At 44.1% G+C, this 25355-nt stretch carries 23 protein-coding genes and 1 tRNA gene; 6 read left to right on the top strand and 18 right to left on the bottom strand.

What is annotated here, in order from left to right; genetic code table 11:
• Positions 1-25: 25 nt before the first annotated feature.
• The 5 genes from D1614_RS15485 to D1614_RS15470 form a co-directional block, all read right to left on the bottom strand.
• Positions 26-292, bottom strand: a complete 267-nt coding sequence (locus D1614_RS15485) for a hypothetical protein (protein ID WP_175579284.1) — start codon at positions 290-292, stop codon at positions 26-28.
• Positions 293-398: 106 nt separating this feature from the next.
• A complete protein-coding gene (locus tag D1614_RS26375) occupies positions 399-524 on the bottom strand; it encodes a hypothetical protein (RefSeq protein WP_262707217.1) in 126 nt (41 codons plus the stop codon).
• Between the two features lie 10 nt (positions 525-534).
• Positions 535-879: a cupin domain-containing protein gene (locus D1614_RS15480; RefSeq protein ID WP_119438872.1), complete on the bottom strand. Its 345-nt coding sequence runs from the start codon at positions 877-879 to the stop codon at positions 535-537.
• Positions 880-1037: 158 nt separating this feature from the next.
• A complete protein-coding gene (locus tag D1614_RS15475) occupies positions 1038-1598 on the bottom strand; it encodes a helix-turn-helix domain-containing protein (RefSeq protein WP_241558118.1) in 561 nt (186 codons plus the stop codon).
• Between the two features lie 507 nt (positions 1599-2105).
• Positions 2106-2179 (bottom strand) — tRNA-Pro (locus tag D1614_RS15470).
• Between the two features lie 171 nt (positions 2180-2350).
• On the opposite strand from D1614_RS15470, the gene trxB reads away from it, so the two are divergent.
• Complete coding sequence (gene trxB / locus D1614_RS15465) at positions 2351-3349, top strand: thioredoxin-disulfide reductase (RefSeq protein WP_119438870.1); 999 nt, start codon at positions 2351-2353, stop codon at positions 3347-3349.
• 54 nt (positions 3350-3403) lie between these two features.
• Here the strand turns inward: trxB and D1614_RS15460 are convergent, their stop codons facing one another.
• Positions 3404-4357, bottom strand: a complete 954-nt coding sequence (locus D1614_RS15460; protein ID WP_119438869.1) for a DUF4412 domain-containing protein — start codon at positions 4355-4357, stop codon at positions 3404-3406.
• A 183-nt stretch (positions 4358-4540) separates the two neighbouring features.
• Between D1614_RS15460 and rhaB the strand changes: the two genes are divergently transcribed.
• Positions 4541-6010: a rhamnulokinase gene (gene rhaB / locus D1614_RS15455; protein ID WP_119438868.1), complete on the top strand. Its 1470-nt coding sequence runs from the start codon at positions 4541-4543 to the stop codon at positions 6008-6010.
• A gap of 117 nt (positions 6011-6127) precedes the next feature.
• On the opposite strand, the gene trhA is transcribed toward rhaB, so the two are convergent.
• Complete coding sequence (trhA, locus tag D1614_RS15450) at positions 6128-6787, bottom strand: PAQR family membrane homeostasis protein TrhA (protein ID WP_119438867.1); 660 nt, start codon at positions 6785-6787, stop codon at positions 6128-6130.
• A gap of 225 nt (positions 6788-7012) precedes the next feature.
• On the opposite strand from trhA, the gene D1614_RS15445 reads away from it, so the two are divergent.
• Together D1614_RS15445 and D1614_RS15440 are read left to right on the top strand one after the other, a co-directional pair.
• On the top strand, positions 7013-7414 hold the full coding sequence (locus D1614_RS15445) for a hypothetical protein (RefSeq protein ID WP_147384252.1): 402 nt from the start codon (positions 7013-7015) through the stop codon (positions 7412-7414).
• A gap of 276 nt (positions 7415-7690) precedes the next feature.
• A complete protein-coding gene (locus D1614_RS15440; RefSeq protein WP_119438982.1) occupies positions 7691-8212 on the top strand; it encodes an outer membrane beta-barrel protein in 522 nt (173 codons plus the stop codon).
• 73 nt (positions 8213-8285) lie between these two features.
• On the opposite strand, the gene D1614_RS15435 is transcribed toward D1614_RS15440, so the two are convergent.
• From D1614_RS15435 to D1614_RS15385, 11 genes are all read right to left on the bottom strand, one after another.
• Entirely contained in the window at positions 8286-8735 is a 450-nt protein-coding gene (locus D1614_RS15435) for a hypothetical protein (RefSeq protein ID WP_206610044.1), read from the bottom strand.
• 123 nt (positions 8736-8858) lie between these two features.
• Complete coding sequence (locus D1614_RS15430) at positions 8859-9698, bottom strand: N-acetylmuramoyl-L-alanine amidase-like domain-containing protein (protein WP_119438865.1); 840 nt, start codon at positions 9696-9698, stop codon at positions 8859-8861.
• 215 nt (positions 9699-9913) lie between these two features.
• A complete protein-coding gene (locus D1614_RS15425) occupies positions 9914-10993 on the bottom strand; it encodes a VOC family protein (protein WP_119438864.1) in 1080 nt (359 codons plus the stop codon).
• Positions 10994-11014: 21 nt separating this feature from the next.
• On the bottom strand, positions 11015-11809 hold the full coding sequence (locus D1614_RS15420) for an SDR family NAD(P)-dependent oxidoreductase (protein ID WP_119438863.1): 795 nt from the start codon (positions 11807-11809) through the stop codon (positions 11015-11017).
• 343 nt (positions 11810-12152) lie between these two features.
• Entirely contained in the window at positions 12153-13616 is a 1464-nt protein-coding gene (locus D1614_RS15415) for a sodium/proline symporter (protein WP_119438862.1), read from the bottom strand.
• 313 nt (positions 13617-13929) lie between these two features.
• Positions 13930-14856 (bottom strand): YitT family protein, encoded by a 927-nt coding sequence (locus D1614_RS15410; protein WP_119438861.1) that lies wholly within the window; start codon positions 14854-14856, stop codon positions 13930-13932.
• Positions 14857-14972: 116 nt separating this feature from the next.
• Positions 14973-16028 (bottom strand): cell envelope integrity protein TolA, encoded by a 1056-nt coding sequence (tolA, locus tag D1614_RS15405; protein ID WP_119438860.1) that lies wholly within the window; start codon positions 16026-16028, stop codon positions 14973-14975.
• Positions 16029-16048: 20 nt separating this feature from the next.
• On the bottom strand, positions 16049-16456 hold the full coding sequence (locus D1614_RS15400; RefSeq protein ID WP_119438859.1) for an ExbD/TolR family protein: 408 nt from the start codon (positions 16454-16456) through the stop codon (positions 16049-16051).
• A 10-nt stretch (positions 16457-16466) separates the two neighbouring features.
• Positions 16467-17159, bottom strand: coding sequence for a MotA/TolQ/ExbB proton channel family protein (locus D1614_RS15395; RefSeq protein ID WP_119438858.1), 693 nt, complete (start codon positions 17157-17159; stop codon positions 16467-16469).
• A gap of 150 nt (positions 17160-17309) precedes the next feature.
• Entirely contained in the window at positions 17310-18689 is a 1380-nt protein-coding gene (nhaD, locus tag D1614_RS15390) for a sodium:proton antiporter NhaD (protein WP_119438857.1), read from the bottom strand.
• A gap of 148 nt (positions 18690-18837) precedes the next feature.
• Positions 18838-23190 (bottom strand): translocation/assembly module TamB domain-containing protein, encoded by a 4353-nt coding sequence (locus tag D1614_RS15385; RefSeq protein WP_119438856.1) that lies wholly within the window; start codon positions 23188-23190, stop codon positions 18838-18840.
• A gap of 269 nt (positions 23191-23459) precedes the next feature.
• Here D1614_RS15385 and tsaD point away from each other — a divergent pair, with 269 nt between their 5' ends.
• Together tsaD and sfsA are read left to right on the top strand one after the other, a co-directional pair.
• Entirely contained in the window at positions 23460-24488 is a 1029-nt protein-coding gene (tsaD, locus tag D1614_RS15380; RefSeq protein ID WP_119438855.1) for a tRNA (adenosine(37)-N6)-threonylcarbamoyltransferase complex transferase subunit TsaD, read from the top strand.
• Positions 24489-24639: 151 nt separating this feature from the next.
• Positions 24640-25332 (top strand): DNA/RNA nuclease SfsA, encoded by a 693-nt coding sequence (gene sfsA / locus D1614_RS15375; RefSeq protein ID WP_119438854.1) that lies wholly within the window; start codon positions 24640-24642, stop codon positions 25330-25332.
• The last annotated feature ends 23 nt before the right edge of the window (positions 25333-25355 follow it).

The following is a 25355-nucleotide window of genomic DNA, read 5'->3' as shown; positions in this document are numbered from 1 at the left end:
TCTTCCGCTTTCTGTTTTGTTCTACTTAAATATCTACCGGCAGTGAAATGGTAATTGGCCTTAACACAGTATGTTTTTTTTGCAGTTCAGCATTTGCCGGATCGTCAATGATTGACTGTAATTTTTCCATGTCCGTAACTTCAATTACCAATGCAATCGAATTGGGATCATTAGCATCTCGATATGTTTTGAAACTGCTAATCGCGGGGGCAAAAACCCTTTTCCGGTCCTCATGCCCTTTAAGCCATGTATCAAAGTCTCCTACCTTATGTCGTGCTACAATTGTTGTCATTATATTATCTATTTAGTTTTTCCTGCCTACTCTAATCGGTTTTCGGCCTTCCCGCTATAAAGCTGCTTCCAGTCTTAACTATTCTGATATATATGAATACAACAGGTTAAATTATACCTGAATCTCTTTTACCGGCTTTTTTGGCTGCCTTAGCTGCCCGTTTTTCTTTTATTGTCATAACAGCTTCCTTCTTCTCGTTTTTCCGTTCTTTTCCTTCTTTACTTTTTGCCATGATATTTATTTTAAATTGTGTTTCCTTCGTATCCGCTTTTAATCACTGTTGAGATCATTTTGAACCGACCATTTGCTTTTACAATATTTGAAGTGTGGGCGGGGATAATTATGCCTTCTCCAGTATGAAGCAAGTTGGGCTGATCATCGATTACAACTACTGCCATTCCTTCAATAATTTGAATGAAGGTATCGAACGGAGAAATTTTTTCTGCCAGCGCTTCTCCGGTATCAATGGCAACAACGCATATATTTCCGGTGGTCTTCCGAATAATGGTTTTGCTCACCACCGAATTGGGTACATATTCAATAATTTCGATGAGGATATGGATTTTTGATTTTTCTATTTCTTTCATTTCCAATAATCTATAGTATGAAAGTTAAATCAAAGATACTCCTGCCCAATTTTGAAAGTGTTACACAATTGATGTTTTAATTTACATCATTCACACATTTCAAAAAAAAATGTAAACTGTTCTTTCGTATTCGGGAATGACTGACAGGTTAGAGTTGTTCACACATCTTCAAGCGTTTCGCGACGTTTGTTTTTCAGTTTCTTGAAATGAGTAGGGGTAAGTCCTGTGTATTTTTTAAACTGATTGGAAAGATGAGCCACACTGCTGTAGTGCATTTTGAAAGCGATTTCTGAAAGATTCAGCTCATCATAAACAATTAATTCTTTTACCCTTTCAATTTTGTGAGTCAGGTAAAACTTTTCAATGGTAATGCCTTTCACTTCTGAAAAAAGGTTGGCAAGGTAAGTATAATCGTAATTGAGTTTCTCGCTGAGGTAGTCCGAAAGATTTACCTTGATTTGATCTTCGGTATAGTGAACCAATTCGATTATGGCACTTTTTATCTTTTCAACAAGGACACTTTTTTTATTGTCCATTAAAACCAATCCGGCTTTTTTCAAATCTGTTTTTAACCGCTCCAGTTGTCCCGGCAGAACATCTCCGATTATATCGGCTTCACCAATCCTTACATAAACATATTGCAGACCGAGTTTTTCGAGTTCAGCTTTCACCACCATCTGGCAGCGAATACAAACCATATTTTTAATGTATAACTTCAAATCAAGTTTGTTTAAACAAGCTAAAGGTAAGTTATTAAAGTTACGTAACCTTTGATTTATTGTTTATCCCTTTATCAATGCTCCGCTGCTGAACTCTATTGCTACATGAACAGATGCTTATATCCAAGTAATCTGAATTACCAATCAGGAAATAATCACTCCGACCCAGACCAGAAACCACCTCAGAATAAGCACATTTTTTTCAGTACCTGTTTATAATCCTTCGTCGTTTGCTCCAGCATTTCAATTTCAGCAGTTAAAATTTCCAGTAGTTTTTGTTGTGATAAATTTTTTCTCATAACACTAAACTCCAGCAACTTTCCCATCCGAAGGATATTGGGTAACAGAACAGCTTATTCAAAATCACACGGCATTTAATTATTTTCTGAAGGATGATCTGAATGATGAGTTTATTGAAAAGGTGTTTTCAGAAAGATTGTTTCAAATATGCTTCAACCACAAAATAAAAAAGGAGTTAGTATGTACACTAACTCCTTTAATTTTATGTCGGGATGACAAGATTTGAACTTGCGACCCCTCGCCCCCCAGACGAGTGCGCTACCAGGCTGCGCTACATCCCGAAACTTGTGGGTGCAAATGTAATGCTACAATTTATTTTTACAAAGCCTTTTTTCATTTTCCGGGAAAAAAGTTCGAATAGAATTCATTGATCGCATATGTTTAGAATCAATAGAATTTATTGGGTCTGAATTGCTTTGTTTTGTATTTTTGACGACTAAAAAAATAGCACTATGTTTAAACCACTTGATATCAACGAGAATTCAGAAAAGAAGACAAATGTAGCGGGCGATGCCGAACGTGTAAAGTGTTTGGTAATCGGTTCCGGTCCTGCCGGCTATACGGCAGCTATTTATGCCGCTAGAGCTAATTTATCGCCTGTAATGTATGAAGGGCTTCAACCTGGAGGACAGTTGACTACCACCACCGAAGTTGAAAATTACCCGGGCTATCCGGAAGGAGTAACCGGTCCGGTGATGATGGAAGACCTGAAAAAGCAGGCACAACGCTTTGGAACGGATGTTCGCTGGGGAATGGCTACCAGTGTGGATTTCTCCGGAGACATTCACAAGGTTTGGATCGACGACTCGAAGTTGATTGAAGCCGAAACGGTTATTATTGCAACCGGTGCAACCGCCAAGTACCTTGGCCTGGAAGACGAGAAGAAATACGCCGGTGGCGGCGTTTCAGCCTGTGCTACCTGCGACGGATTTTTCTACCGGGGTAAAGACGTGGCAGTTGTTGGGGGAGGAGATACCGCAGCTGAAGAAGCCATGTACCTGGCCGGCCTTTGCAACAAGGTGTATATGATTGTTCGCCGCGACGAACTTCGCGCTTCCAAGGTAATGGCCGAGCGCGCCATGAAAACGCCGAATATCGAGATCCTCTGGAAACATCAAACCAAAGGCTTGTTTGGCAACGGAGTAGTAGAAGGAGCAACGCTGGTAAAAAACCAGGGTGAAAAAGACGAAGAGGAAGTAAACATAAAAATCGATGGTTTCTTTTTGGCCATCGGGCACAAACCCAATTCGGATATTTTTAAAGAATACCTGGATACCGATGAGGTGGGCTATATTAAAACCGTTCCCGGAACATCGAAAACCAAGGTTCCCGGGGTGTTTGCCTGTGGCGATGTGCAGGACCCGGTTTACAGACAGGCAGTTACTGCTGCCGGTTCGGGGTGTATGGCAGCCATTGATGCTGAACGATATTTATCAGAAAAACACGGATAAAAGTAAAAGAGGCTGTTTATTAAAACAGCCTCTTTTACTTTTAAGCAGCACCTGCTATTCCTTTTCTTCCTGTGGAAGGGTAAACGACCCCAGGTTGGTTATTTGGTAATCAGAAAAGGTGATCTTCCGGTTCGAATTCTTATCCACTTTTGTTACCGTCATTAAACTGGTGTCTCCGGTGTTTTTGTCGGTCGATTTTGATTCCATTACATAACCGCCGGACAGTAAGCCATTGGCATACAGGCTGGTTTTGAATAAAGTGCTGAAAAAGTCCTGTGTGCTTACTTTTAATTCATCGGTCAACCATATTTCGGCATCGGTTTCATCATCGTTGTAAACATATTGTTCGCATTTGTAGCCGGCTATGGTTTTGGTTTTGCCTGTTTTTTTGATGTTCGGATTGGCCAGGTAATCTTCTTCCGGTTCTGTCGCGTCCTCGTCTTCAAGGTAAGTTTCTCCAATCGACTCAAAGAAAGAACCGATTCCGTAAACAATGCCTGATTTTTCCTTGCTGTTTAAAACAATCATGGCTCCGTTTTCAGAGTCGATGATAAACAATCCATTGTCGTTTTCGCTAACATCACCCGAAATGGCTTCGTAGGAAATACTTTTGGTCTCCGGATCAAGCATCGTCAGAAATTCGCCGGTGCTTGGTTTGTTTTTCGATTTGTCGTAGGTTTCAATGTGCATCTGAATCAGAAAGGGAAACGAATAGCTGGTGTTGTAAGGAACGGGTGTACCCGACAAGCCGGCACCTTTCAGCAGGTTTTGCATAAAAGCTTGCTGCTTCTTTTCTGTAGAAGAGGAGTCCTCTTCATCTGAACTAATGGATTCTTCTACCTTGTCAAGGCTTTCATCCATTTTCTGATCCACTTTGTCCTCCACTCTCTTTTCGATTTTCTGCTGAGCTTTTTCTTTTAGTCTGTCGAGGAATTTCTGGGCATGGGCCACTTCGGCCATTCCAAATGATAATAGAATAATTAAAACAATGCGTGCAAGTGATTTCATTATGTTTATTTTGAAAGATTATTAAAACCAAAATTCGGGATAAATCTGATATGAGTCAATCCCTGCGAATAGATTTATTGATCAATAAGCAAACTTTTTGTCCCGGCATCAAGATACCACAGGATACCCGGAGACCAAAGAAATGCTTATTTTGCAGAAGGATAAATTGAACCTGAATCTACAATGAGTAAAAAACATTTTCTGGCCTTTGACCTCGGAGCATCGAGTGGGAGAGCAATATTGGGAACACTGGAGAAAGGAAACCTGGAACTTCAGGAAATACATCGGTTTAAAAATCAAATGATTCGTATACATGGCAGCTACTACTGGAATATTTACAGCCTGTTTGATGAATTGAAGACCGGTCTGAAAAAATGTGTCAACGAATACAAAATACAACCCGACTCCATCGGGATCGATACCTGGGGAGTTGATTACTCGCTGGTTTCTGCATCGGGCCAATTGGTGGGCCTGCCTTTTGCCTATCGCGACCACCGCACTGATCATGCGATGGAAGAATTTTTCGGGGTAATGCCGAAAGAGGAAACTTATTTACTGTCAGGCATTCAGTTTATGCAGTTTAATACCTTGTTTCAGCTGTTTGCTTCGAACAAGGAAAGCCACTCCCGGCTAAACATTGCCAAAAGCCTGCTTTTTACGCCCGATACACTCAACTACCTGTTTACCGGGGTTAAAAAGAATGAATATACCATTGCCAGCACTTCGCAGATGCTGAAACCCGGAAAAGCGGAATGGGAAGAAAAGCTGGTTAAAGCCTGTGGAATTTCAAAAGAACTATTGGGAACGATTGTCCAGCCGGGCGAAGTGATCGGTACCATTTTGGCAGAAATACAGGAAGACACCGGAAGTGCCGAAATACCGTGTATTGCGGTTGCTTCGCACGATACGGCTTCGGCCATTGCTTCAGTGCCTGCTGAGGACGGAAACTGGGCGTACCTGAGTTCGGGAACCTGGTCGCTGCTGGGAATCGAAAGTCCGACTCCGCTGGTATCGGAAGAAACGCTTCGGATGAACTTTACCAACGAAGGCGGTGTGGATGGTACAACACGTTTCCTGAAAAACATTATGGGAATGTGGCTGATCCAGGAATGCAAGCGTATTTGGGACGAGGAAAAGGAAATGGACTGGCAGGAGATTGTTGACCTGACCTGCGAGGCTGAGCATTTTAAATGCCTGATTAACCCGGATGATCCGGTATTTTTGAACCCGGGAAACATGCCCAAAGCCATTCAGGAATTTTGTGCAAGAACAGGGCAGGTAGTTCCCCAAACAAAGGGCGAAGTAGCGCGTTGTATTTACGACAGCCTGGTTTTAAAATACAAATATACCATTCACCAGGTGGAATCGGTCACCGGAAATAAAATCGAAAAACTTCATATCATTGGCGGTGGTGCGCGCAATGAAATGCTGAACCAGCTAACCGCCGACGCCACCGGAATACCGGTTTGGGCGGGCCCAACGGAAGCTACAGCCATTGGCAACCTGATGATACAGGCAAAAGCGCTGGGTGAGGTTTCTTCTTTATCTGAAATCAGAACGATCGTTAAACGTTCGTTTGAACCACAGGAATATGTACCGGCAGCTAACCTTGATTGGGAAGCTGCTTATGAGAAGTTTTTGAAATTAACGTAGTTTTTAATGTTAACCCCTCAACTTTATAAATCAAAAAAGATTGAACACAGCTTGATAAAAGATTGATACAGTTTGAGTCAATCCTTTTAGGTGTGTCCCGGAATTTGGTGATTTGCTTTAATTGAGGCTGTATAAAACAGAGAAGAAATGCATAATGCTTCCGGCCAGTACAAACAGGTGCCATATTCCGTGGCCATATTTCAGGTTGCGCCATGCGTAGAAAATAACACCTACTGAGTAACATCCGCCGCCTGCAAACAAAAATACAATACTTGAAGTGGGAAGGTTTCTGACCATTGGCACTACTGCCATCAAAAACATCCAGCCCATAGCCAGGTAAATCCCAACCATCAGTTTTCTGAAACGGGTAAGGTAAATGGAACGAATGACAACACCAATAATGGCCAGCGCCCAGATAATGCCAAACAAAGTCCAGCCGAGCGCCCCTCGTATGGTGGTCAAGACAAAAGGGGTGTAAGTTCCGGCTATCAGTAAAAATATGGCAGCATGGTCGAAGCGCACAAACAGGTTTTTAAGCTTTTCTTTTGTAAAACTATGGTACAAAGTCGAAGCCAGGTAAAGAAGCACCAGGGTAGAACCAAAAATGCTGAAACTTACCACATGCCAGGCAGTCCCTTTAATGGCTGCAAACACCACTAAAAGCACAAGTGCCGCAATGCTCAGCAAAGTTCCTATTCCGTGGGTTATGCTGTTGAAAATTTCTTCTCCCAGTGTCAGAGTTCTGTATCCTTCCTCAGATTTTCTATACTTCGCCATGAATTCTTCTTTTTGATAGAACGAAAAATGATAAACGAATGTATGCAAAAATTACCACCACTGTTCGTATAGGCATCTGATCCAAATAAATATTAAGGCTAATTTGTTATACCTCAATTTTTTTGATGAACTGCTGCGACTACTATTTAGAATGATTTTTTATGTTCGCAAAGGAGTTTTCAGGAAGCGATAAAGGGGGAGGTGGATAAAGCATAAATTGTATCTTTGAAAAAAAATCAAGACATGGATCTTCCACAGGTAACCAATCAAAATGTAGATGTGCTGCTAAGCAGGGCGGAAATAGTACAACAAACTGCCGAGCAAATTATGAAAGACTTTGGCATGTTTGGAGTGGAGATCACTTTCTCGGGCGATACCGAGCATGCTTACGAAGAGCTGCACCATCAGCTCATTCATCAAATTGCCACTTTGGTTGAAAGGAACTACGATTTACTGCTTTCCGTGCTTTACCAGGTCGATATTACCGATCGCGAAATCCAGAAAGCCCAGCAGGAACTCCCGCATTATTCCCACCTGGAGATTATCGCCCACCAGGTAATCGTACGCGATTTGAAGAAAGTTCTGCTTCGCCGGTATTTCAAAATGAAAGAAAATGATATCCGATAAATAATTGGCGTGTAATCATATACCGTTTTATTCGAATGTCGCCCTTCATTTTTATTTAAATGAACATAAACAATCCTTTTCTCATCCGTGTTATTATGCCTGTTAAAATCAACTAACAGGAAAACTATTCAATACACCAACGCTTAAAATTTATTGTTAATGCCTAAATGAGAGGCCGCACTATGGTTGTGTCTCTTCAGGGATTTTACACGGTAATTTGTTATGCAAAATGCAGAGTATAAATAATAAATGTTAATCAATTTAATCTGGAAAATTATGAAAAAGAGAATTTTATTTTTTGTGATGGTTTGTTTAGTAAGTTTTGCATCGGTAGCACAGGCACCTCTTGAAAAGGGAGCGATGCAGATTAATACGGGTATTGGTTTGTCGAGTTGGGGATTGCCGGTTTACGGCGGTCTGGAGTATGGCATTGGCAACAATATTTCGGTGGGTGGAGAGCTTTCGTACAGGAGCAAGTCGGAATCTTACAGTTCCAGCAAGTGGAAAACCAGCTATACTTCCATTTCAGGCTTGGCAAACTATCACTTCAACGAAGTATTGAACATTCCTTCGCAGTTTGACTTTTATGCCGGTTTATCGCTGGGGTATTCCGTTTTCAATTCGAAATACGATGGCCCTGGTGGTGATTATTACAGCGGAAGCGGTTCTTCTGGCTTGTATTTGAATGCCCAGGTAGGTGGCAGGTATTTCTTTTCCGATAAAATTGGGGTGAACCTTGAGTTAGGAGGCGGAAACGTTTTCTCTGGCGGTAAAGTAGGAGTTACTATTCTGTTGTAATCCATTGTTGATGAGATACAAAAAGAGGCTGTTCTAAATGAACAGCCTCTTTCTTTTGTATTCGCTTTTTATGCTAATAATTGAATACGTAGCGAATGTTGAGCCCAAATCCACCGGCATGAAAGTCGGTTTCTTCTACAAGGCTAAGTTCGGGCCTCCAGTCAACACTTAAGGAAATAGGGATGGAATTGAATTTGTATTCCAGACCAATCTCACCGGCAGCACCCAACCAAAACGGGTCGTCAAAAACGGCGTAAGGTCCTACGCCCAGGTACCAGTTAAAAGCTTCGTCGGTGATAGGGCGGTAAATAAAGTCCCATATTAAATCCACTCCCATGCCATCGCCAAAAGAAACGTCGGCATGAATACGGCTAAATTTTCCGGTACTAAAAATCCCGTCGATCGCCACATTCCCTCCGGAAACATCGCCGAAACGAACCCCTAGTTCCTGTGCATTTCCAACAATAACACTCCCTACAATAATACTTAATGCAAGTAAAGTCCTTTTGATTGTTTTCTTCATAGCTTCAAAATTTATTATAACTACTGCAAATTACTTAATTCAGTTTAATCTATTTAACTAAAGTCTTTGAAAAATTCCAATGTTTCAGGTTTATTTAGTTTTGATTAAGGCAAAAAGCAGCCATTAGGGCCTTGCAACCATTATGCCGGTATTGCTTTTTCCTCCCTTTAGATACTCGGAGAGCGGCTCTTCCGAAATCACCACTTTCATCAGTTTTGAAGACGCGTGCATCAGGTGTATTCGTCCGTTTACTTTTATCAAAATACCCACGTGTGTCATGTCAAGCCCTTTTACGGAGGTAGTAATGCCAATAATATCTCCGCTTTTTAGCTGGTCTTCCACTTCTTCCACTTTTTCAACCGGAACATAATACATCGTTCTTTGGCTGATAGCCGCTTCAATAGCTTTCATTTCCTCTATCCACGCGCTATTTTGTTTGAGTTGTTTGTAGCTGTCGGGGTGCGTACTCATAAAATCTACCTGAAGTGGAAAAGGAGTGTTACAAACCTGTTGAGTTACATCTTTAATCGCTCCGTTTTGAGCGTTCTCGTAAATCCAATCGCTGAAATAGTGCAAACGCGAAGGGTATTCCTCAATTTTTCCGTGGCGGTACCTTAGTTGCTGCAATTCGTTGGTAAAGTTTTCAAAGGTGGGTTGGCCGCTTTTTATCGTTCGGGCAATGGCAAGACAGTTCTCGGCAAAAGTGGTACAATCCAGTTCGCGCAGGTTAATGATCAATTCTTCTTTTTCCGATTCCAAGGTGTGGGCCACATAAGGCGTATTCAGAAACTGCATGCCGGTGGCAACTACCAACTCGGCTGTCGACGCCTCTTTTTTTGTTTTGAGCGCCTCAAAAACATTTTCAAGCACTTGCTTGTCGGCTTTTTCATATTTAACCGGGTCTGCTGCCAAAAGCTTTCCGCTTAGCAGGCAAAACAGAATGAGAACCAGGGTATTTTGCATCTTGTTAAAATTGTCAGTTTGTTATTCGTGCTTTGTATATCCGATGCTAAAAATAACAATTTTGGCGCTTCTGAATGGTTTCAGAGACAGGAAGATGTAAAAAACGGAAAACAGTGTTCAGTTACATGTACGATAAAGCGGTTGTGATCCGCTAAGCGCTTTCCTCCGGTATTGATTGTTGGATAGTAAAAGAGCCAACCAGCCTCAAAAGATGTTTACTTTTTCTGGCGGTCTTTCACTCGCATAAACCGGAACAGCTTTAACACGTAGTCGGGCAGCGGGTGATGGCCCCGTTTCCGGAAATCGATGTACCAGCCTATTTTTTTGAGAATCGGAATTTTATGGGTTTCTACAAATTCGATCAAAGTTCCTTCCGGAGCCTGGATGTAGGCAAAGTTACCGGCGGCTTCTCCCATGTCGAACGACTCCATCGCTTTGGCGCTGTCGACGGTAAAAGGATGCCCCAGTTTTTTTGCCTTTTCACGGAAAGCATCCATTCCGTTGATATCAAAACAGAGGTGGATAAATCCGGGATCGCCCCAGATTCTGCCTTCGTAAATGTCACGTGGTTCGTAATCTTGTGCTTCTACCAGTTCGATAACCGATTGGCCGAAAAACGGACTGAATGCCCCCTGCTTTACATCGGAATGTTTGAGCAGTACACGGCGGAATGTTTTATCGCCTCCGGGCAATCCTTTGAAGTCTTCAAACTGTCCGGTTTTATCGTAAACAATCTGATCGTAGCTTAATATATCCTGGTAAACGGGGAGGCTTTCCTCCATGTTCTTAACACCGATAATGGCTCCGATTACCCCGCCACTCACTGATTTTTCCTTTTTCCTGAAAACTTCCTTTTTGGTTTTGAACTCCCAGATATTCTGGTAAATGTCTTTCAGAAAGAAATGATCGTTACCCGACGGATCTTTGGTGATTGGGGTTAAAATATTGAGTTTCGATGCTTTGAACTTGTCGTAAGCCGCCTGAATGTCAGCCGTTTTTATTTTGCCGATGTTAATTCCCAAGTCGCCCAGGTTGAGGTCGAAAGGGCAGGGGGTGGGTTTTTTCCCGGTGTGCTGCCAAATTTCAAATCCGCCTCCTCCCTGCATGTTCAATGCAAGAACGGCATGTCTTTTCCGGGGTTTGCCATCGGTGTGAGCCAGCATTAACTCTGCAGTTGCCTCTTCTTCAAACATCCTGATGTCCATCGCAAAATGCTTGCGGTACCATTTCCATGCTTCGTGAAAATTTTCAACCCCAACTCCTAACTGTTGTATGCCATTAATCTGCTCCTTCATACTCTGACTTCCATTTAAATATCACATCGGTTTTACACGCGACGCAAGATAGTAATATAATCGCGGCAAAAACCTGCGAATGTAAACCATTATAATTTCCTTGTTACCTACCAGTATCTCTTTCTTTTCCCTTTTTAATCCTTTGCAAATGATTTTTGCACATTGATCAGCGGGCATTCCTCCGGCCTGGTTTTCGTCGAGCTTGCCGTGTGCCTCGCCCGAGCTGTTCACCGCATTTACCGAGATATTTGTACTGATAAATCCCGGGATGATCATTGAAACGCGGATGTTGTTTTGCTTATTCTCGGCTAAAAGGCTTTCAAAAAAACCATGCAAGGCCTGTTTGGATGCCGAATACGACGAGCGGTACGGGAATCCGAATTTACCAACGATGCTTGATGTGGCTGCAATGTGGCCGTCGCCTTTGGCAATCATACCCGGTAAAACCAGTTTGGTAAGGGCGATGGTGCCAAAATAATTCACTTCAAAAATTTTCCGGTCTACGTGTAGCGGCGTTTCGCTTACCAGTGCGCGCTGACTGATTCCTCCAAAATGGTACAAAGCATCGGGAACAAGGCCTTTTGCATTTACTTTTTGATACGCGGTTTCAATGGTGGGTATGTTTCCCAAGTCAAAAGAAACCGGGTAAGTGGTGCTCCCGTTGCCAGTGCAAAGAGAGGCAACCTCTTCCAACGCGGCTTCGTTTCTGCCCGAAAGAATGAGTGTGCATTTTTCTTTTGAAAGTGCCAGTGCAACTTCTTTTCCGATCCCCGAAGTAGCTCCGGTCACCCATATTGTTTTCCCTGAAAAATCCATAGTATTTTAGCCGAGGCACGAAGATAACAGTTTATTTACGGGCTTAAAACAATTTTTTCGGAATTAACTTTGAGAAATCAGTATTGTAGGAGCTATTAACAAATTGAGGGTATAGGTTCTTTCGCTTCTTCGTCGGCTGACGAATTCGCTCAGAATGACAAAGGGCTAGTTTGAGACAGGCTTCAAGGATAGGTGGTTTGGCGGCACAGCCGCCAAACCACCTATCCTTGAAGCGGACACCTCCTAAAGCCAGTCATTCCGATTCGTCGATTGACGGATCGGAATCTTTTCATAACTAGTCGAGTAATCGTTTTATGAACTACTTTTCGGGTAATTCCACGTATTAAGATTTTCCGGTTTGCCTGGTCTCTTTTTGTTCCGGAAATAAAAGGCTGAACACCACTGCCAACGAAAAGGCGAGCACATAACTTGCCAGACGTTCTGATATACCGGTGACATCAACCAGCCAGGTTTTCCACACTACCGCGGTGATGGTGCCGGTGACGAGGCTGGCAAATACGCCGGCCCTCGATAATCTTTTCCAGAAAACCAGTAACACAATGGCGGGACCGAACGATGCTCCGATTCCACTCCAGGCATAAGACACCAGGCCGTAAACCGTGTCTTCCATGGTTATTGCCAGCAGAAATCCCACCAAGCCGACTCCCAGCGTGAGCAGCTTGTTAAGGTTGAGCATTCTTTTTTCGCTGATTTTCTTTTTGGTAACATGCAGGTAAAAGTCTTCGGTCATCGATGACGAAACCACCATCAGCTGCGAGGAGGCAGTGGACATCATGGCAGAAACAGCACCGGATAAAAGGATTCCGGCCAGGATGGGGTTCAACAAAGTCATCACCATAACAGGCATTATTTTTTCGGCATCGTTACTTACCGACGCGGCTGCTTCGCCCAATAAGCCGGCTTGTACCAGTTTGTAACCAATAATCCCGATCAGAAAAGCACCGATATAGGCCAGCAAAGTCCAGAAAATAGCCAGCCACCGGCTTTGTTGGGTTTCTTTTTGGCTGCGCATGGCCATCATCCGGGTAAGGAGCTGCGGTTGCCCGGTATAACCAAAGGCCCAGCTTAACCCGTTCAGAATAAGCAAACCTCCGGTAGCCTGTTTTACCGTACCGGCATTGAGCGGAACGGTGTAGCTGGCCTGCGTAATGGCGCTGGCAATGTCGATGTTGTTGGTGGCCGCAATGCCGAGCGCAATAATGGGCAAAACAACACAGGTAATGACCATTAGAATGGCCTGAAAAGCATCGGTAGCCACCACGGTAATAAAACCGCCGAGCATGGTATACAAAGTTACTAGCGACGAGCCGATTACCATTCCCCAGAAAGGATCGATACGAAAGGTGTCGTTAAAGATTTTTCCGGCACCGCTAAATTGTGCCGCTATGTACAAAACAAAAAAGAAGATAATGATCAGCGACGAAAGAACCCCAAAACTTCGCTGTGTGCCTTTGAACTTTGCAGAGAACAACCCGGGAACGGTTAATGCCCCGGTTTTTTCGGTGAGTTTTTGCAGCGGTTGTGCCAGAAAAGTCCACAAAAATAAAATGCCCGAAACACAGCCCAAAGCCACCCAAATAGCGGCCATTCCTTCGGAATAGGCAAGCCCGGTTAGGCCCAGCAGCAACCAGGCTGATTCTCCGGTAGCTCTTTCCGACAGAGCCAGCGAGAACCCGGAAATCTTTTTTCCGCCTATGACAAAATCGTTGTTGGTTTTAGAACGTCGTGCCGAATAGGCTACAATGGCTATCAGTACAAGCAGGTAGGCCACAAAGACAATAATCATACATTTTCTTTTTGTGCGTGCTTTTAAAGGTAAGAAGAAAATCACTACTGAACGTGGAATACACTAAAAGTTGGGCTTACTCTCCGTAAGATTGTTCCTTAAAACGTCAGCAGATAAAGCTTGAAAGACTGTTTGGTGATTCCGTGTCTGTCAGACAAAACCTGAAAAAATGATTTGTGAACTCATGTCTGTCAGACAAACCATGAAAAACTGTTCGGTCATTCCGTGTCTGTCAGACAAGCCATGAAAAACTGTTTGGTCAGCGCTCGTCAGCCAGACGATGCATAAAAATCCGTAGAATAAGTTTTGGTAATTACCCGCTTAGTTTCTGATTCAGGTTCTGAAAGCCTTCACCCAGAATTTCCTTGGTATCCATGATGGTGATAAAGGCATCGGGATCGATTTTACTGATGTATTCTTCCAGAATGGCCACTTCGCGACGACTTACCACCGTGTAAATTATCTCTTTGTCTTCGTCGGTGTACATGCCTTTTCCTTTAAAATAAGTGCCACCACGTTCGAGGTCGTTCAGCAGTTTATCTTTTATAAGCGCATGTTGTTTCGAAATAATAAAAAGCGCCTTGTTGTAGTCGGCTCCTTCCAGTGTTATGTCGATCACTTTCCCGGTTATGAAAATCACTACCCATGAATACAGGGGGATGGCCCAGTCGCCAAAGGCCAGCAAGCCAAAAAGAACGATCACCGAGTCGACATAGATCATAAGGCGGCCCAGTTGTAAACGCGTGTATTTGGCAATAATCATGGCAATAATATCCGATCCGCCCGAGGTAGCTCTCGATTTAAAAATCAGTCCCAACCCAAATCCGGCCAGCACGCCTCCAAATACGCACGACAAAAGCACGTCGTTTACCAGCGGTACATCGGCAGCAACCGGACGCATCCAGGTGATCACATCGTTAAATGTGGCGGTGAGTATCGAGCCCATAATGGTTTTTACGCCAAAGCGCGGCCCCAGAATTTTTATTCCGGCAATAATCAGCGGGATATCCAGCAATAAGGCAAACAAACCCACGGGGATACCGTCGGGCCAGAAAGAAAATACGCCCTTGGTGAGGTAGTGAACCACGATGGAAATACCGTAAACACCTCCCGGAACGATTTTATGCGGTGTAATAAAGAATACAAAAGAGGAGGCCAGAATAAAAGAGCCAATAACAATAAACAAATAGTGTTTGAACCAGAGTTTACTAAAAATCTTGTCTTTTGTCAGAAATGCCATGATCTGAAAATTTTTTGCAAATGACTAAAAAAGCACGGGCATAAACATTGATGATTGTCAGAAATTATACATAATGTGTTCTCTGTGCTTCGAGTACAAAGGAAATGATTTTAACGCTAATCGAGTACGAAACGGTAGGATATTGTTCCCTGCTGGAAAGCGGGTGCACTTTCGCTTACATTGAAGCGTGCTTTTAGCGCTGCCTGTTTGGCTTCGTTCCAGAATTTCTGGTCCATAATGGTTGTGCCTCTGACACCCGCTTCGGCGCTGGTTACTTTCCCGGTTTTGTCTACCGTAACTTTCACCACCACTACTCCGGCATCGTTGCCCGGGTATTGAGGTTTCGGCAGGGAAATGGCCGACCGGCCCGATAAACTGAATGAAATACCAGAGCCCTGGTTACCAGAACCGCTGCCACCCTGGCCGTAGTTCCCCGCATTCGGATCGCCGGTGGGCACACCCTGGTTACCTCCGGGGAATGTAACTCCCTGGCTTTTTCCGTCACCGCTTCCGGTACCGCCGGTTCCGTTGCCGCTTTTGGCAAAAGCTCCCTGCGTACGCGAGTTTATTTCGTTTATTTTGCGTTGCTCTTCTTCCAGACGTTTCCGTTCTGCTTCCTCTTTGGCTTTGCGTTCTGCTTCCGCTTTCGCTTTTGCCTGTGCCTCGGCTTTAGCCTTGGCATCTGCCTCTGCTTTTCTCTTTGCTTCTGCGTCTGCCAATGCTTTTCTTTCGGCTTCTTCAGCCTGTTGTTTGCGGCGTTCTTCGGCTAACTGCTCTTGTCTTTTACGCTCTTCCTCCTTTTTTTTCTTTTCAGCGGCTTCAATTGCCACTGTTTTCTCGTAATCCTGAGTCATGGCCACTTCTTTGGCAGGCTGCGGATTCGACTTTGGAGCAGGCGGTGGAGTAGTGGCCGGCGGAGGCGTTGCCTTTTGTTCTTCGCGCTTGGGCGGAGCAGGCGTAGGTGTCGGTTGTTTCTGCCGTGCCGGAGCCGGTTCGCGGTCGCCCAAACCATTTTCAGAATTACCAAAGTTTACCAGAATACCTTCCTCGCCCGGCAATGGTAGCGGGGTAAAGAATCCAAGGAATAGCAATAACATGAGCACAATCACGTGAAATACGATGGTGCCGATGATTCCTTTTTTGCGTTCGCTATAGTATTCTGTTTCCTTCATGTTCTGATGCAATGCCAATATTATTCGGGCGCGGTTGCCAGTATCATTTTATACTTGTTCCGGCGGGCAATGTTCATAATTTTTACCACTTCGTTTACCGGCACACTTTGGTCGGCATGAAGTGAAATGAAAATATCGTCGTTGCCTGTGCCAAACTTGTTGCGCAGAAAAGGCTCAATTTCGTTGAATGCTACTCTGTTCAGTTTATTATCGTCGTTGATGTAATATTTTATGTCTTTTGTGATCGAAATGGTCGTGATCGGCTTGGCGGATGTTTGATTGCTGCTTTGGGGCAAGAGCAGTTTCAACGCATTGGGCGCAATCAAGGTGGACGTGACCATAAAGAATATCAGCAAAAGAAACACAATGTCGGTCATCGACGACATGCTGAATGCTGCATTTACTTTATTTCGTTTTTTTAATGCCATTGAAATTGAATTATACCGGTTCGTTCAACAGATCCATAAATTCAGAAGTGGTAGCTTCCATTTTGAAAACCACTTTTTCTACGTTTGAAACCAGAATGTTGTAGGCAAAGTAAGCGATGATACCCACAATAAGACCGGCAACCGTAGTTACCATGGCCTGGTAAATACCGGTCGACAGCAAAGTAACATCGATGTTGTTTCCGGCATTCGACATGTCGTAAAAAGCCTGGATCATCCCCATTACCGTTCCGAGGAACCCGATCATGGGCGCACCCCCTGCAACCGAAGCCAGTACCGGAAGTCCTTTTTCCAGTTTGGAAATTTCCAGGTTACCAACGTTTTCGATGGCTGCGTTTACGTCGGTTAGCGGACGGCCAATCCGGCTGATTCCTTTTTCCAGCATGCGCGATGCAGGATTGGTGTTGCTGCGGCAAAGCGCAATGGCCGCGTCGATTTTCCCGGTTGAGATATAAACTTTGATTTTGTCAAGCAGTCCCGAATCAAATTTTCCGGCTTTTTTGATGGCAAAATAGCGGTCGAAAAAGATATAAACCGCCACCACTGAAAGCGCCAGGATCGGTATCATAATCCAGCCACCTTTCAGTGCCAGATCAATAAACTTGGTGGAAATTCCTTCCGGTTCGGTAACAGCAGCTTCCACGCCTTGCGGAAGATCAGTTTGGATCATCAATAGATTCAACATATTTTCTTACTAATGTTTTACAATTCTTATCAATAGAAACGGGGTATAATCTTAATTATTATACCCCGCAAAAGTACGTAATATTTTAAATGCTTTCCGAGTCGCAATTGCTCATAAGAACGGAGTTATGAACAATCGGATTTTAATTCGCTACAATCCGAATTCGATGTAGTAGAAAGCAGCACCTGCCAGATAGCCTACCAAAGCCAGCCACGATATTTTTTTCAGGTACCAGATAAAGTCGATTCTTTCGAGTCCCATTGCAGCAACACCGGCTGCCGAACCAATGATGAGCATGCTGCCTCCGGTTCCGGCAGTGTATGCCAGGAATTCCCAGAATGCACCATCCTGCACAAAGAACGCGTCGTAACCGGTTACTCCAAGCTCGTGTACCGGGTACATACCCATTGCTCCTGCAACCAAAGGCACGTTATCAACCACTGAGGAAAGTACACCGATTGCCAGGTCGATCAGGAAGATATTACCCAGTTGTTCATCCAGGTATTTGGCCAGGATGTTCAGGTGACCCGCCGATTGCAAAGCAGCAACGGCCGAAAGTATACCCAGGAAGAACAGCACGGTTGGTACGTCAACACGGCGCAGAATGGCTGTTACTTTTAGTTTGTTCCTAACTTCTTTGGGCTTGTCTTTGTGCTTAATTTCGCTCACTACCCACAAAACTCCCAGCGAAAGCAACATGCCCATGTAGGGAGGAAGGTGGGTCAGGGTTTTGAAAACCGGCACAAACAACAGGCCTCCAACTCCCAGTATCAAAAACAGTATGCCTTCTCCTTTTGAAATATGATTTTCTTCCTCTTCTTCAACGGTCGGACGGGTTACGTTTCCTTTCATCGTAAACGACAGAATAGCCAGCGGAACCACCATGCAAACAAGACTGGGGAGAAATACGCCCATGATAATTTTTGCAGCGGTTATCTGCCCGCCAATCCAAAGCATAATGGTTGTTACATCTCCAATGGGCGACCAGGCGCCACCCGCGTTGGCTGCAAGTACCACCATACTGGCAAAAAACCAGCGGGTTTGCTTGTCGTCGATCAGCTTGCGCAACAATGCTACCAAAACAATGGTCGTGGTTAGGTTATCGAGCAGTGCAGACATGAAGAAAGTCAAAAAGCTGAGGATCCAGAGCAGTTTTACCTTATTGGTAGTCTTAATCTTATCTGTGATAATCTTAAAACCTTCGTGCTGGTCAACCATTTCAACAATGGTCATTGCACCCAATAAGAAGAACAGGATCTCGGATATCTCTCCCAAATGGTGAATGATTTCATAGTCTACAATAAATTCATGAATGGCATGAAGACCATGAACTTCGGGGTTTTCGGCAAGAAATGTACTCCAGGACGGGCTGAACCCGAGGTGAATAATCGATTCTCCACCAAGGATATAGGCCACCCAGCAAAGGGTACCGATGATTAAGGCTGAAGCTGCTTTATCAACCTTTAACGGATGTTCCAGAGCAATTGCCGTATAGCCCAGAACAAAGATCACAACCATTAATACAAACATAGTTTTGATTTTATGAGATTAAGTTTTGTCTTTCTTTTCAAGACCACAAAATTATTTTTTGATATGGATATTTAAAGGAATTTTGTCAGGAATTTATGAACCTTCCAACTAATAATCAGAAATATACTTGTTTCTGGCTTCCTTTTAATCACTTTTTGGTTCTGAAAAGGCTGGTCACTTTTTTATACAAATCGTTGATGGTATTGTATTCTTCGGTGAACGAAAGCCCAATTCCCTGGGTATAAGGCGCTGTTTCGTAAAATAAATTATTGTTGGAGCGGCTGTAAGCCTTGAGTTGAATTTTGCCGCTGGGTACCAGTTTTACATTAATTTCAAAATCGCCCACAATCTGGCTGTTGTTGGTGCTGTACTGGTTGGCGTTATTGCCAATGTTCCCGTTTAGCGTAACACGGTCGTTAAAGATTTGTGTGCTTAATGCCAGTTCAATCTCGTCATCGCTTACCTGGTTGCCGGGGCGGTAGTTAACCCCCACATCCCAGTGCTCGTTGATTTGCGACAACCAGTTACTCAGCTGGTTCGAGAACAGTTCGCTGGCAGTAGATCCGAGCATGTTGTTGTTTTGAGCTTCGTAGGTTCCCCGCAGGTATTCCGGGGTAAAAAATTTCCCCATCACGATCAGCGAAAGTATTTGTTTGTTTAGCTCTTCTTCGGTGTTGAAGAATTGCTGCAGGTCGTCCTTGGTCCGTTCTTCGGCGTTGGGAAAATTAATTCCGAAGTTAATGGTGGGGTTGGAAAGTTCGTCTTCCAGGTGAATGATGCATTCTACCTGTATCCGCTGGTTTTGCGCCGTGTTGGTGATGTCGTTCATAAACAGGTCGTAAAGCGAGGCTTTCAACTTGTAAATCGCTTTCAGGTCGATGTTGGCATTATACGGGTCGCCCGACCAGGCAATGGAGCCTCCCGGTTCGATGGTGAAACGCTTGTTGATAACATTTTGCAGCGTAAAAAGATAATCTCCGCGGGTGGGCTTGTAATTTCCCGACAGGAAAATGTCGCCGTCTTCGTTCATTTCGAAAACCAAAAGCCCTTCGCCCTGGGCCTTAATAACGTCTCCGATTCTTGAATTGTAAATAAGCTGAACTTTGGCATCCGAGGTAGCTTCCACCGATAAACTGAGGCTTAATTTGCTTTCTTCCTCCGGTTGTTTCTTGTAGAACTCTGACTCTTTAACCTGATTCGGAATCACAAATTCGATGAAATCGTACTTTTCTACTTCGCTCTCGCTTTCCATCGATATGTTTACATCAGTGCCGGCCAAAGAAGTCATAGAGCCCGAAAGTCTAACCGTTTTTCCTTTGCCGGTAATATCGAGCCGGCCACGGGCAATGGCCACTCCGTAAAATTTTTCATTGTCGCGGGGACCGGTGTTCAGAGCCCTGATGCGGTTGGTGGTGGCATGCAAATCGTAGAGCATGTTCCCAAAGTTCTCATGAACAATGGTGCCGAAGAATTTTCCCTGGTTTCCCTGACTGTCGTAGGCGGTTAAGTTGTCAAAAAGAATGGTATCGTTGCGGAAATAAACACTGTCGTTAAACGTGTACGGAACCTGGGTGGCAACAATTGTAACACCCGCATTTATCCCCATTAGTGCGCCATTTATCAGGATCTTATCGGCTGTACCACCGATGTTTACTTTGCCCGAACCATAACCTTCGAAGTTGGAAAAACTCTCGCCCATAAAAGTTTCCAGAACGATCAATGAAACACTGTCGAAACTGGCATCAAAATTCAGCCCCTGGGTGGCGGGAAGGTAAGTTCCGAAAGCATCAAGCTGAAGTTTTCCCTGCTTCATAACCCTTAGCCGCGAGTCTATTTTCGACTGGTTGCTGTTCCACTGACTGATCAGGGAAACGTCGCCCATCAGCTGGTCTTTGTAGTAAAAATCGTTGATCGACAGGTCGGAAAGTACCGCAGGTTTATCCAAAATGTTGGCAAAACCAAAGGTTCCGTTGGCTATTCCTCTTATTTCCAGGTCTTTTTTTGTGTAAACGTTGAGGTTGGAGAGGTCGATGTTTTTTAAACGGAGGTTTAGCAAATCGGGATGTCCTTTGTGGGAGTGTCCGTCAATGGCAATTTCCTGGTTTCGGTTGTAGATTAGAAAGTCGTTCACCAAAAGAGATGAAGAATCGATCGTAACCGTGTACGGCGAAATGTTCCAGATCGTATCAGCGATAAAAATCCTGGACGGCTGGCCTTCCACCACCACATGCAGGTTATCGGTACTATCAGATTTTGAAAAAAGTGTGCGTGTTTTTAGCGTTCCGCTGTAGGTTAGCTCGTCGTAATTGCTCCACGAAATGGTATTGGTCAGTTCATCGTGTGCCAGCTCCGAGTCGATCCTGAAATTATACAGCTGAATCTGGTTGTTCAGGCGGATTTCGCCAAATCTGAACTTGGAAGTGTAAGCCTCGTCGATGGTCTTGTTTCCGATAAAAATATCGCGGGCAAGAATTCCCTTGTAGCGAACTCCGGGGATACTTCCTTCCAGATCAATTTCTTTGTTGTCGGAATCAAATTTTCCGTACAGCAAAAAGGGCGTATCCATTTTTAGTCCAGGAGCGAAAATATTTGCCAGCGGATTGATGTCTTTTATGTTGATGTTAAACCCGAAATTATTGGATGACCCGTTTCCTTCTTCGGTTGCTTCATAGGACGGAATATAACGCTGAATGGTTTGCTGTACCGCATAAACGATGTTTCTGAAATGGTAGTTTCCTCCAATATCGATGTCCATAAAGTCCGATTGAAAGACCAGCGAATCGACACCGTCTTTTTTAGCGGTTTTTAGACTCAGTCCACCCAGGTCGAATGAGCCGTTTTTGTTTTTGTAGTACCCTTCGTTTACGTTTATAATTCCCTCCAGATTGTCTAAGGTGTTGCCGGTAAAGTTGGCATTCATGTTAAACGAAATCTCGGCATCCGGGAATCTCCGGAAAAGGTTTAAGCCCGCCGGATGTGCTTTGTTTAACTGGAGCGTAAAGTCGAATTCCGGCATTTGGGGGTTCAGGTCAACCTGGCCAAGGAATGAAAACTGCAGGTTTGAGTCGTTCATAACCAGCAAGCCATCAAACATTTTATCCACCAGTATTCCGTCGAACTCAATATCGTTGTAAGGGTAATTGTTGATTTCAATGGTTTTTATATCGCCTTTGAAAATACCTGAAGCCGATTCGTCGTATTTGTTGTACTTCCCGTCAACCGAACCGTTGAAAGTTAGTTTTCCAAAACTTTCTTCCCTGAGTAGTTTTCCCAGTTGAAAATTGCTGGTGGCAATGTTTCCCCGGTAGTAAACCGAACCTTCCTTTTCGGGTGCTACCAGGATATCGGTGGTCAGGGTTCCCACTTTACTTTGGAGGGTTCCAAAAGTGACAAAATCATCAAGAAAGCCGCTGAAGTTTCCTTTGAAGTTTAAAATGCCCGCCTGGTAAAAGCTGCCCGGAAATTGCAAATAATCAAAATTGGCTGATTTCGGCAGATGAATATTTGATAAATCGTTAAAGGTGGTGGACGATTCTTTTACATCAATAAAAAGGTACATGTCGTCGGGGTTAAGCAAATCGTTGATGTAAAAGTCGATGTCTCCTTGGGTGTTTTGCCCGGTACTAAACCGGATGTTTTTTCCTTTAAGGTCGTTGATGTCGCCAAAAATCTGTCCCGACAAGTTCACCATTTGGTCCATCCCCTTTAATGCCGGAATAATTTGCCCGAGTTCCAGAAAGCTTATGCTGGATTCCGGAATTTGAAAATCGACCTGCAAGGGAGTTGCCACCGAATCGCTTACCGACGGCAGGTCCAGGACCAGGGACGCACCGAATATTTGAGAACTCCGGCTTTCAAAATTCCAGTTGGAGAGTTCCAGTTTATGCGGTGCGAAACTAACACGGGCATTTAGGTTTTTAACCTGGATATTCTGGTTCGAATTCAGTTTTAGCTGATTTACCTGGAAAGTGGTTAAGCCATCCCTGCTTTTGAAATTCGTCACATCCAGGTTCAGGTCGTCCACCGCCAATGTCTTGTTTTTATCCGTAACATTGTCGGCATACTGAACATGAAGCGTATTGAAATGAAAGGTTTTGCACTTGATAAACCAATCACCATGCGTGTTTTTGGTGGAATCATCAAAGGCATCGAGCAGAAAACTGAAATTGTAAAGATCAGCTGAATCGCGCGACAGGTTTACCTGGTTGCCTGTAAAACGAAGTTCGTCGATGCTGATAAAATGCTTTCTGAAGCGGAGGGTGTCCACCTTTGCTGTGATTTCTTCGGCAAAAAGAAGTGTGTCGCTTTTTTGATCTTCAATTAAAATATCTTCGAGGTGAATAGAGCGAAAAAAGCGAATGTTAACATGCCCCACGCTGATTTTGGCGTTAAGCCGTTCGGATAAAACAGTGGCAATTCGCTGGGTAAGCCGGGTTTGTATCCTGCTGTTTTGTAATGCAAGATATCCGCTTATCGGCAGTGCCAGTAACACTGAAACCACGATGATGAATATTTTCCAGCCTTTTTTAATAATTTTGCAATTTTTAAACGAACATACCCTTTTTCGGACGATAAATTCATTGCGAATTTATTCTTTTATGAACGAATCGTTTTTAATAACGCAAAGATATAAACCGAGGGCGTTTGTTCGTGTTTTATTAGAACGTAAAAAGAGAAATTACAGATATTTAAAGACTGTGTAAAATATTTGTAAAACGGGGGAAAGTTTAAACGTTGATACCGGAGTCAGCAAAAAGTACAATTTAACAAATGGAAAATAAAGGAATTACAATATTGGGTATTGAGTCTTCGTGCGACGATACCTCGGCTGCGGTTATTCGCGACGGAGTGATTTTATCGAACGTGGTGGCCAGCCAAAAAGTACACGAAGAATACGGGGGAGTGGTGCCCGAACTGGCTTCGCGTGCTCATCAGCAAAATATTATCCCGGTGGTGGAACTGGCCATCAAACGGTCAGGTATCGACCGGTCTGAGGTTTCTGCTGTTGCTTTTACACGGGGGCCGGGTTTGTTAGGTTCGCTCTTGGTTGGAACTTCGTTTGCCAAAGGTTTTTCGCTGGCAATGAATGTTCCGCTGATCGAGGTAAATCACCTGCAGGGGCACGTGCTGGCCTTGTTTATCAAAGAAAACGGGATGGAATTCAACCCTCCCAAATTTCCGTTCCTGTGTTTGCTGGTATCGGGCGGAAATTCGCAGATTATCCTGGTACGCGATTACCTCGACATGGAAGTGATCGGGCAAACCATTGACGATGCAGCCGGCGAGGCTTTTGACAAATGTGCCAAAGTTATGGGACTTCCTTACCCGGGAGGCCCTCATGTTGACAAGCTGGCAAAAGAAGGCAACCCACTGCGTTTTGAGTTTAGCCGCCCGCGAATACCGGGGCTCGACTACAGCTTCAGCGGCCTGAAAACCAATTTTCTGTACTTCTTGCGGGATGAACTAAAGAAGAACGAGCATTTTGTGGAAGAAAACAAGGCGGATTTGTGTGCCTCTCTTCAATATACCATTATTGAAATACTGCTGGGCAAACTAAAAAAGGCAGCCAAAGAAACGGGGGTGAGGGAAATAACCGTTGCCGGTGGCGTTTCTGCCAACTCGGGTTTGCGAAGTGCCCTGGTTGAGAATGCCAAAAAGCACCGTTGGAACCTGATCATCCCAAAGTTTGAATACACCATGGACAATGCTGCGATGATCGCCATAACCGGTTATTACAAGTTTTTGAAACAGGAATTTGTCGGACAAAACACGGTTCCGTTTGCCCGGACTCAGTTGTAAAGAACTGAGATGTTGAAGGACAGAGGGACTGAGTCAATGCTTTAATGCGGAAGTGCTTAAATGCTTCCTCAGCATATAGCTGTGAACTGCAAGCTTTTATCCTGAACTTAACTTTGAACTCTCAACGCTGAACTTTAAACTACTTTCTGCCATGCTATTCAAGACAAAACTGGTACACGGAACACTGATAAAGCGTTACAAACGCTTTCTGGCAGATGTGAAGCTGGATGATGGTTCGGTGGTGACGGCACATTGTACCAACTCCGGAACCATGAAAAGCTGCCTGGAAGAAGGGGCCGAAGTTTATCTTTCGCCGGCAAGCGACCCGAAACGCAAGACCCGTTTTACCTGGGAAATGATCAAAATAAATGACAGTTGGGTAGGGATAAATACATCGAACCCAAACTTGCTGGCCTATGAAGCCATTTCTGCAGGAGAGATTCCGGGGCTTGAAGGTTATACAAAAGTTCAGCGGGAAGTAACGTTTAGCGACTCGCGCTTTGATATTTTTGCCGGGAACGATACCGAAAAATGCTTTGTGGAAGTAAAGAATGTTTCGCTGAAAGAAGGGGAGTACGCTTTGTTTCCCGATGCGGTAACAACCCGCGGCCAAAAGCACCTGAAGACGTTGCTGGAAGTAAAAAGGCAGGGGATGCGGGCAGTGATGCTGTACATTGTTCAGCGCACTGACGTTGCTATTTTTGCTCCGGCAGCGGACATCGATCCGGATTATGCAGCAGCATTAAAAGAGGCTGTAAACGCCGGGGTGGAAGTTATTCCGATGCAGGCTTTGGTTACACCCGATGAAATACGGTTGGTACGGAAACTTCCGTTTGAAATATAAAAAAAGGAATCCCAATGGATTCC

This window comes from Maribellus luteus (genome assembly GCF_003576475.1).
Classification (GTDB): Bacteria; Bacteroidota; Bacteroidia; order Bacteroidales; family Prolixibacteraceae; genus Draconibacterium; species Draconibacterium luteum.
Note: the sequence above shows the minus strand (reverse complement) of the source record. Positions and strands in the feature narration are given on the sequence as shown.

What these genes read in the sequence shown, in the direction of transcription:
- D1614_RS15485 (WP_175579284.1), bottom strand. Translation starts at nt 292, where the DNA reads ATGACAACAATTGTAGCACGACATAAGGTAGGAGACTTTGATACATGG.
- D1614_RS26375 (WP_262707217.1), bottom strand. Translation starts at nt 524, where the DNA reads ATGGCAAAAAGTAAAGAAGGAAAAGAACGGAAAAACGAGAAGAAGGAA.
- D1614_RS15480 (WP_119438872.1), bottom strand. Translation starts at nt 879, where the DNA reads ATGAAAGAAATAGAAAAATCAAAAATCCATATCCTCATCGAAATTATT.
- trxB (WP_119438870.1), top strand. Translation starts at nt 2,351, where the DNA reads ATGTTTAAACCACTTGATATCAACGAGAATTCAGAAAAGAAGACAAAT.
- D1614_RS15460 (WP_119438869.1), bottom strand. Translation starts at nt 4,357, where the DNA reads ATGAAATCACTTGCACGCATTGTTTTAATTATTCTATTATCATTTGGA.
- rhaB (WP_119438868.1), top strand. Translation starts at nt 4,541, where the DNA reads ATGAGTAAAAAACATTTTCTGGCCTTTGACCTCGGAGCATCGAGTGGG.
- trhA (WP_119438867.1), bottom strand. Translation starts at nt 6,787, where the DNA reads ATGGCGAAGTATAGAAAATCTGAGGAAGGATACAGAACTCTGACACTG.
- D1614_RS15440 (WP_119438982.1), top strand. Translation starts at nt 7,691, where the DNA reads ATGAAAAAGAGAATTTTATTTTTTGTGATGGTTTGTTTAGTAAGTTTT.
- D1614_RS15435 (WP_206610044.1), bottom strand. Translation starts at nt 8,735, where the DNA reads ATGAAGAAAACAATCAAAAGGACTTTACTTGCATTAAGTATTATTGTA.
- D1614_RS15430 (WP_119438865.1), bottom strand. Translation starts at nt 9,698, where the DNA reads ATGCAAAATACCCTGGTTCTCATTCTGTTTTGCCTGCTAAGCGGAAAG.
- D1614_RS15425 (WP_119438864.1), bottom strand. Translation starts at nt 10,993, where the DNA reads ATGAAGGAGCAGATTAATGGCATACAACAGTTAGGAGTTGGGGTTGAA.
- D1614_RS15420 (WP_119438863.1), bottom strand. Translation starts at nt 11,809, where the DNA reads ATGGATTTTTCAGGGAAAACAATATGGGTGACCGGAGCTACTTCGGGG.
- D1614_RS15415 (WP_119438862.1), bottom strand. Translation starts at nt 13,616, where the DNA reads ATGATTATTGTCTTTGTGGCCTACCTGCTTGTACTGATAGCCATTGTA.
- D1614_RS15410 (WP_119438861.1), bottom strand. Translation starts at nt 14,856, where the DNA reads ATGGCATTTCTGACAAAAGACAAGATTTTTAGTAAACTCTGGTTCAAA.
- tolA (WP_119438860.1), bottom strand. Translation starts at nt 16,028, where the DNA reads ATGAAGGAAACAGAATACTATAGCGAACGCAAAAAAGGAATCATCGGC.
- D1614_RS15400 (WP_119438859.1), bottom strand. Translation starts at nt 16,456, where the DNA reads ATGGCATTAAAAAAACGAAATAAAGTAAATGCAGCATTCAGCATGTCG.
- D1614_RS15395 (WP_119438858.1), bottom strand. Translation starts at nt 17,159, where the DNA reads ATGTTGAATCTATTGATGATCCAAACTGATCTTCCGCAAGGCGTGGAA.
- nhaD (WP_119438857.1), bottom strand. Translation starts at nt 18,689, where the DNA reads ATGTTTGTATTAATGGTTGTGATCTTTGTTCTGGGCTATACGGCAATT.
- tsaD (WP_119438855.1), top strand. Translation starts at nt 23,460, where the DNA reads ATGGAAAATAAAGGAATTACAATATTGGGTATTGAGTCTTCGTGCGAC.
- sfsA (WP_119438854.1), top strand. Translation starts at nt 24,640, where the DNA reads ATGCTATTCAAGACAAAACTGGTACACGGAACACTGATAAAGCGTTAC.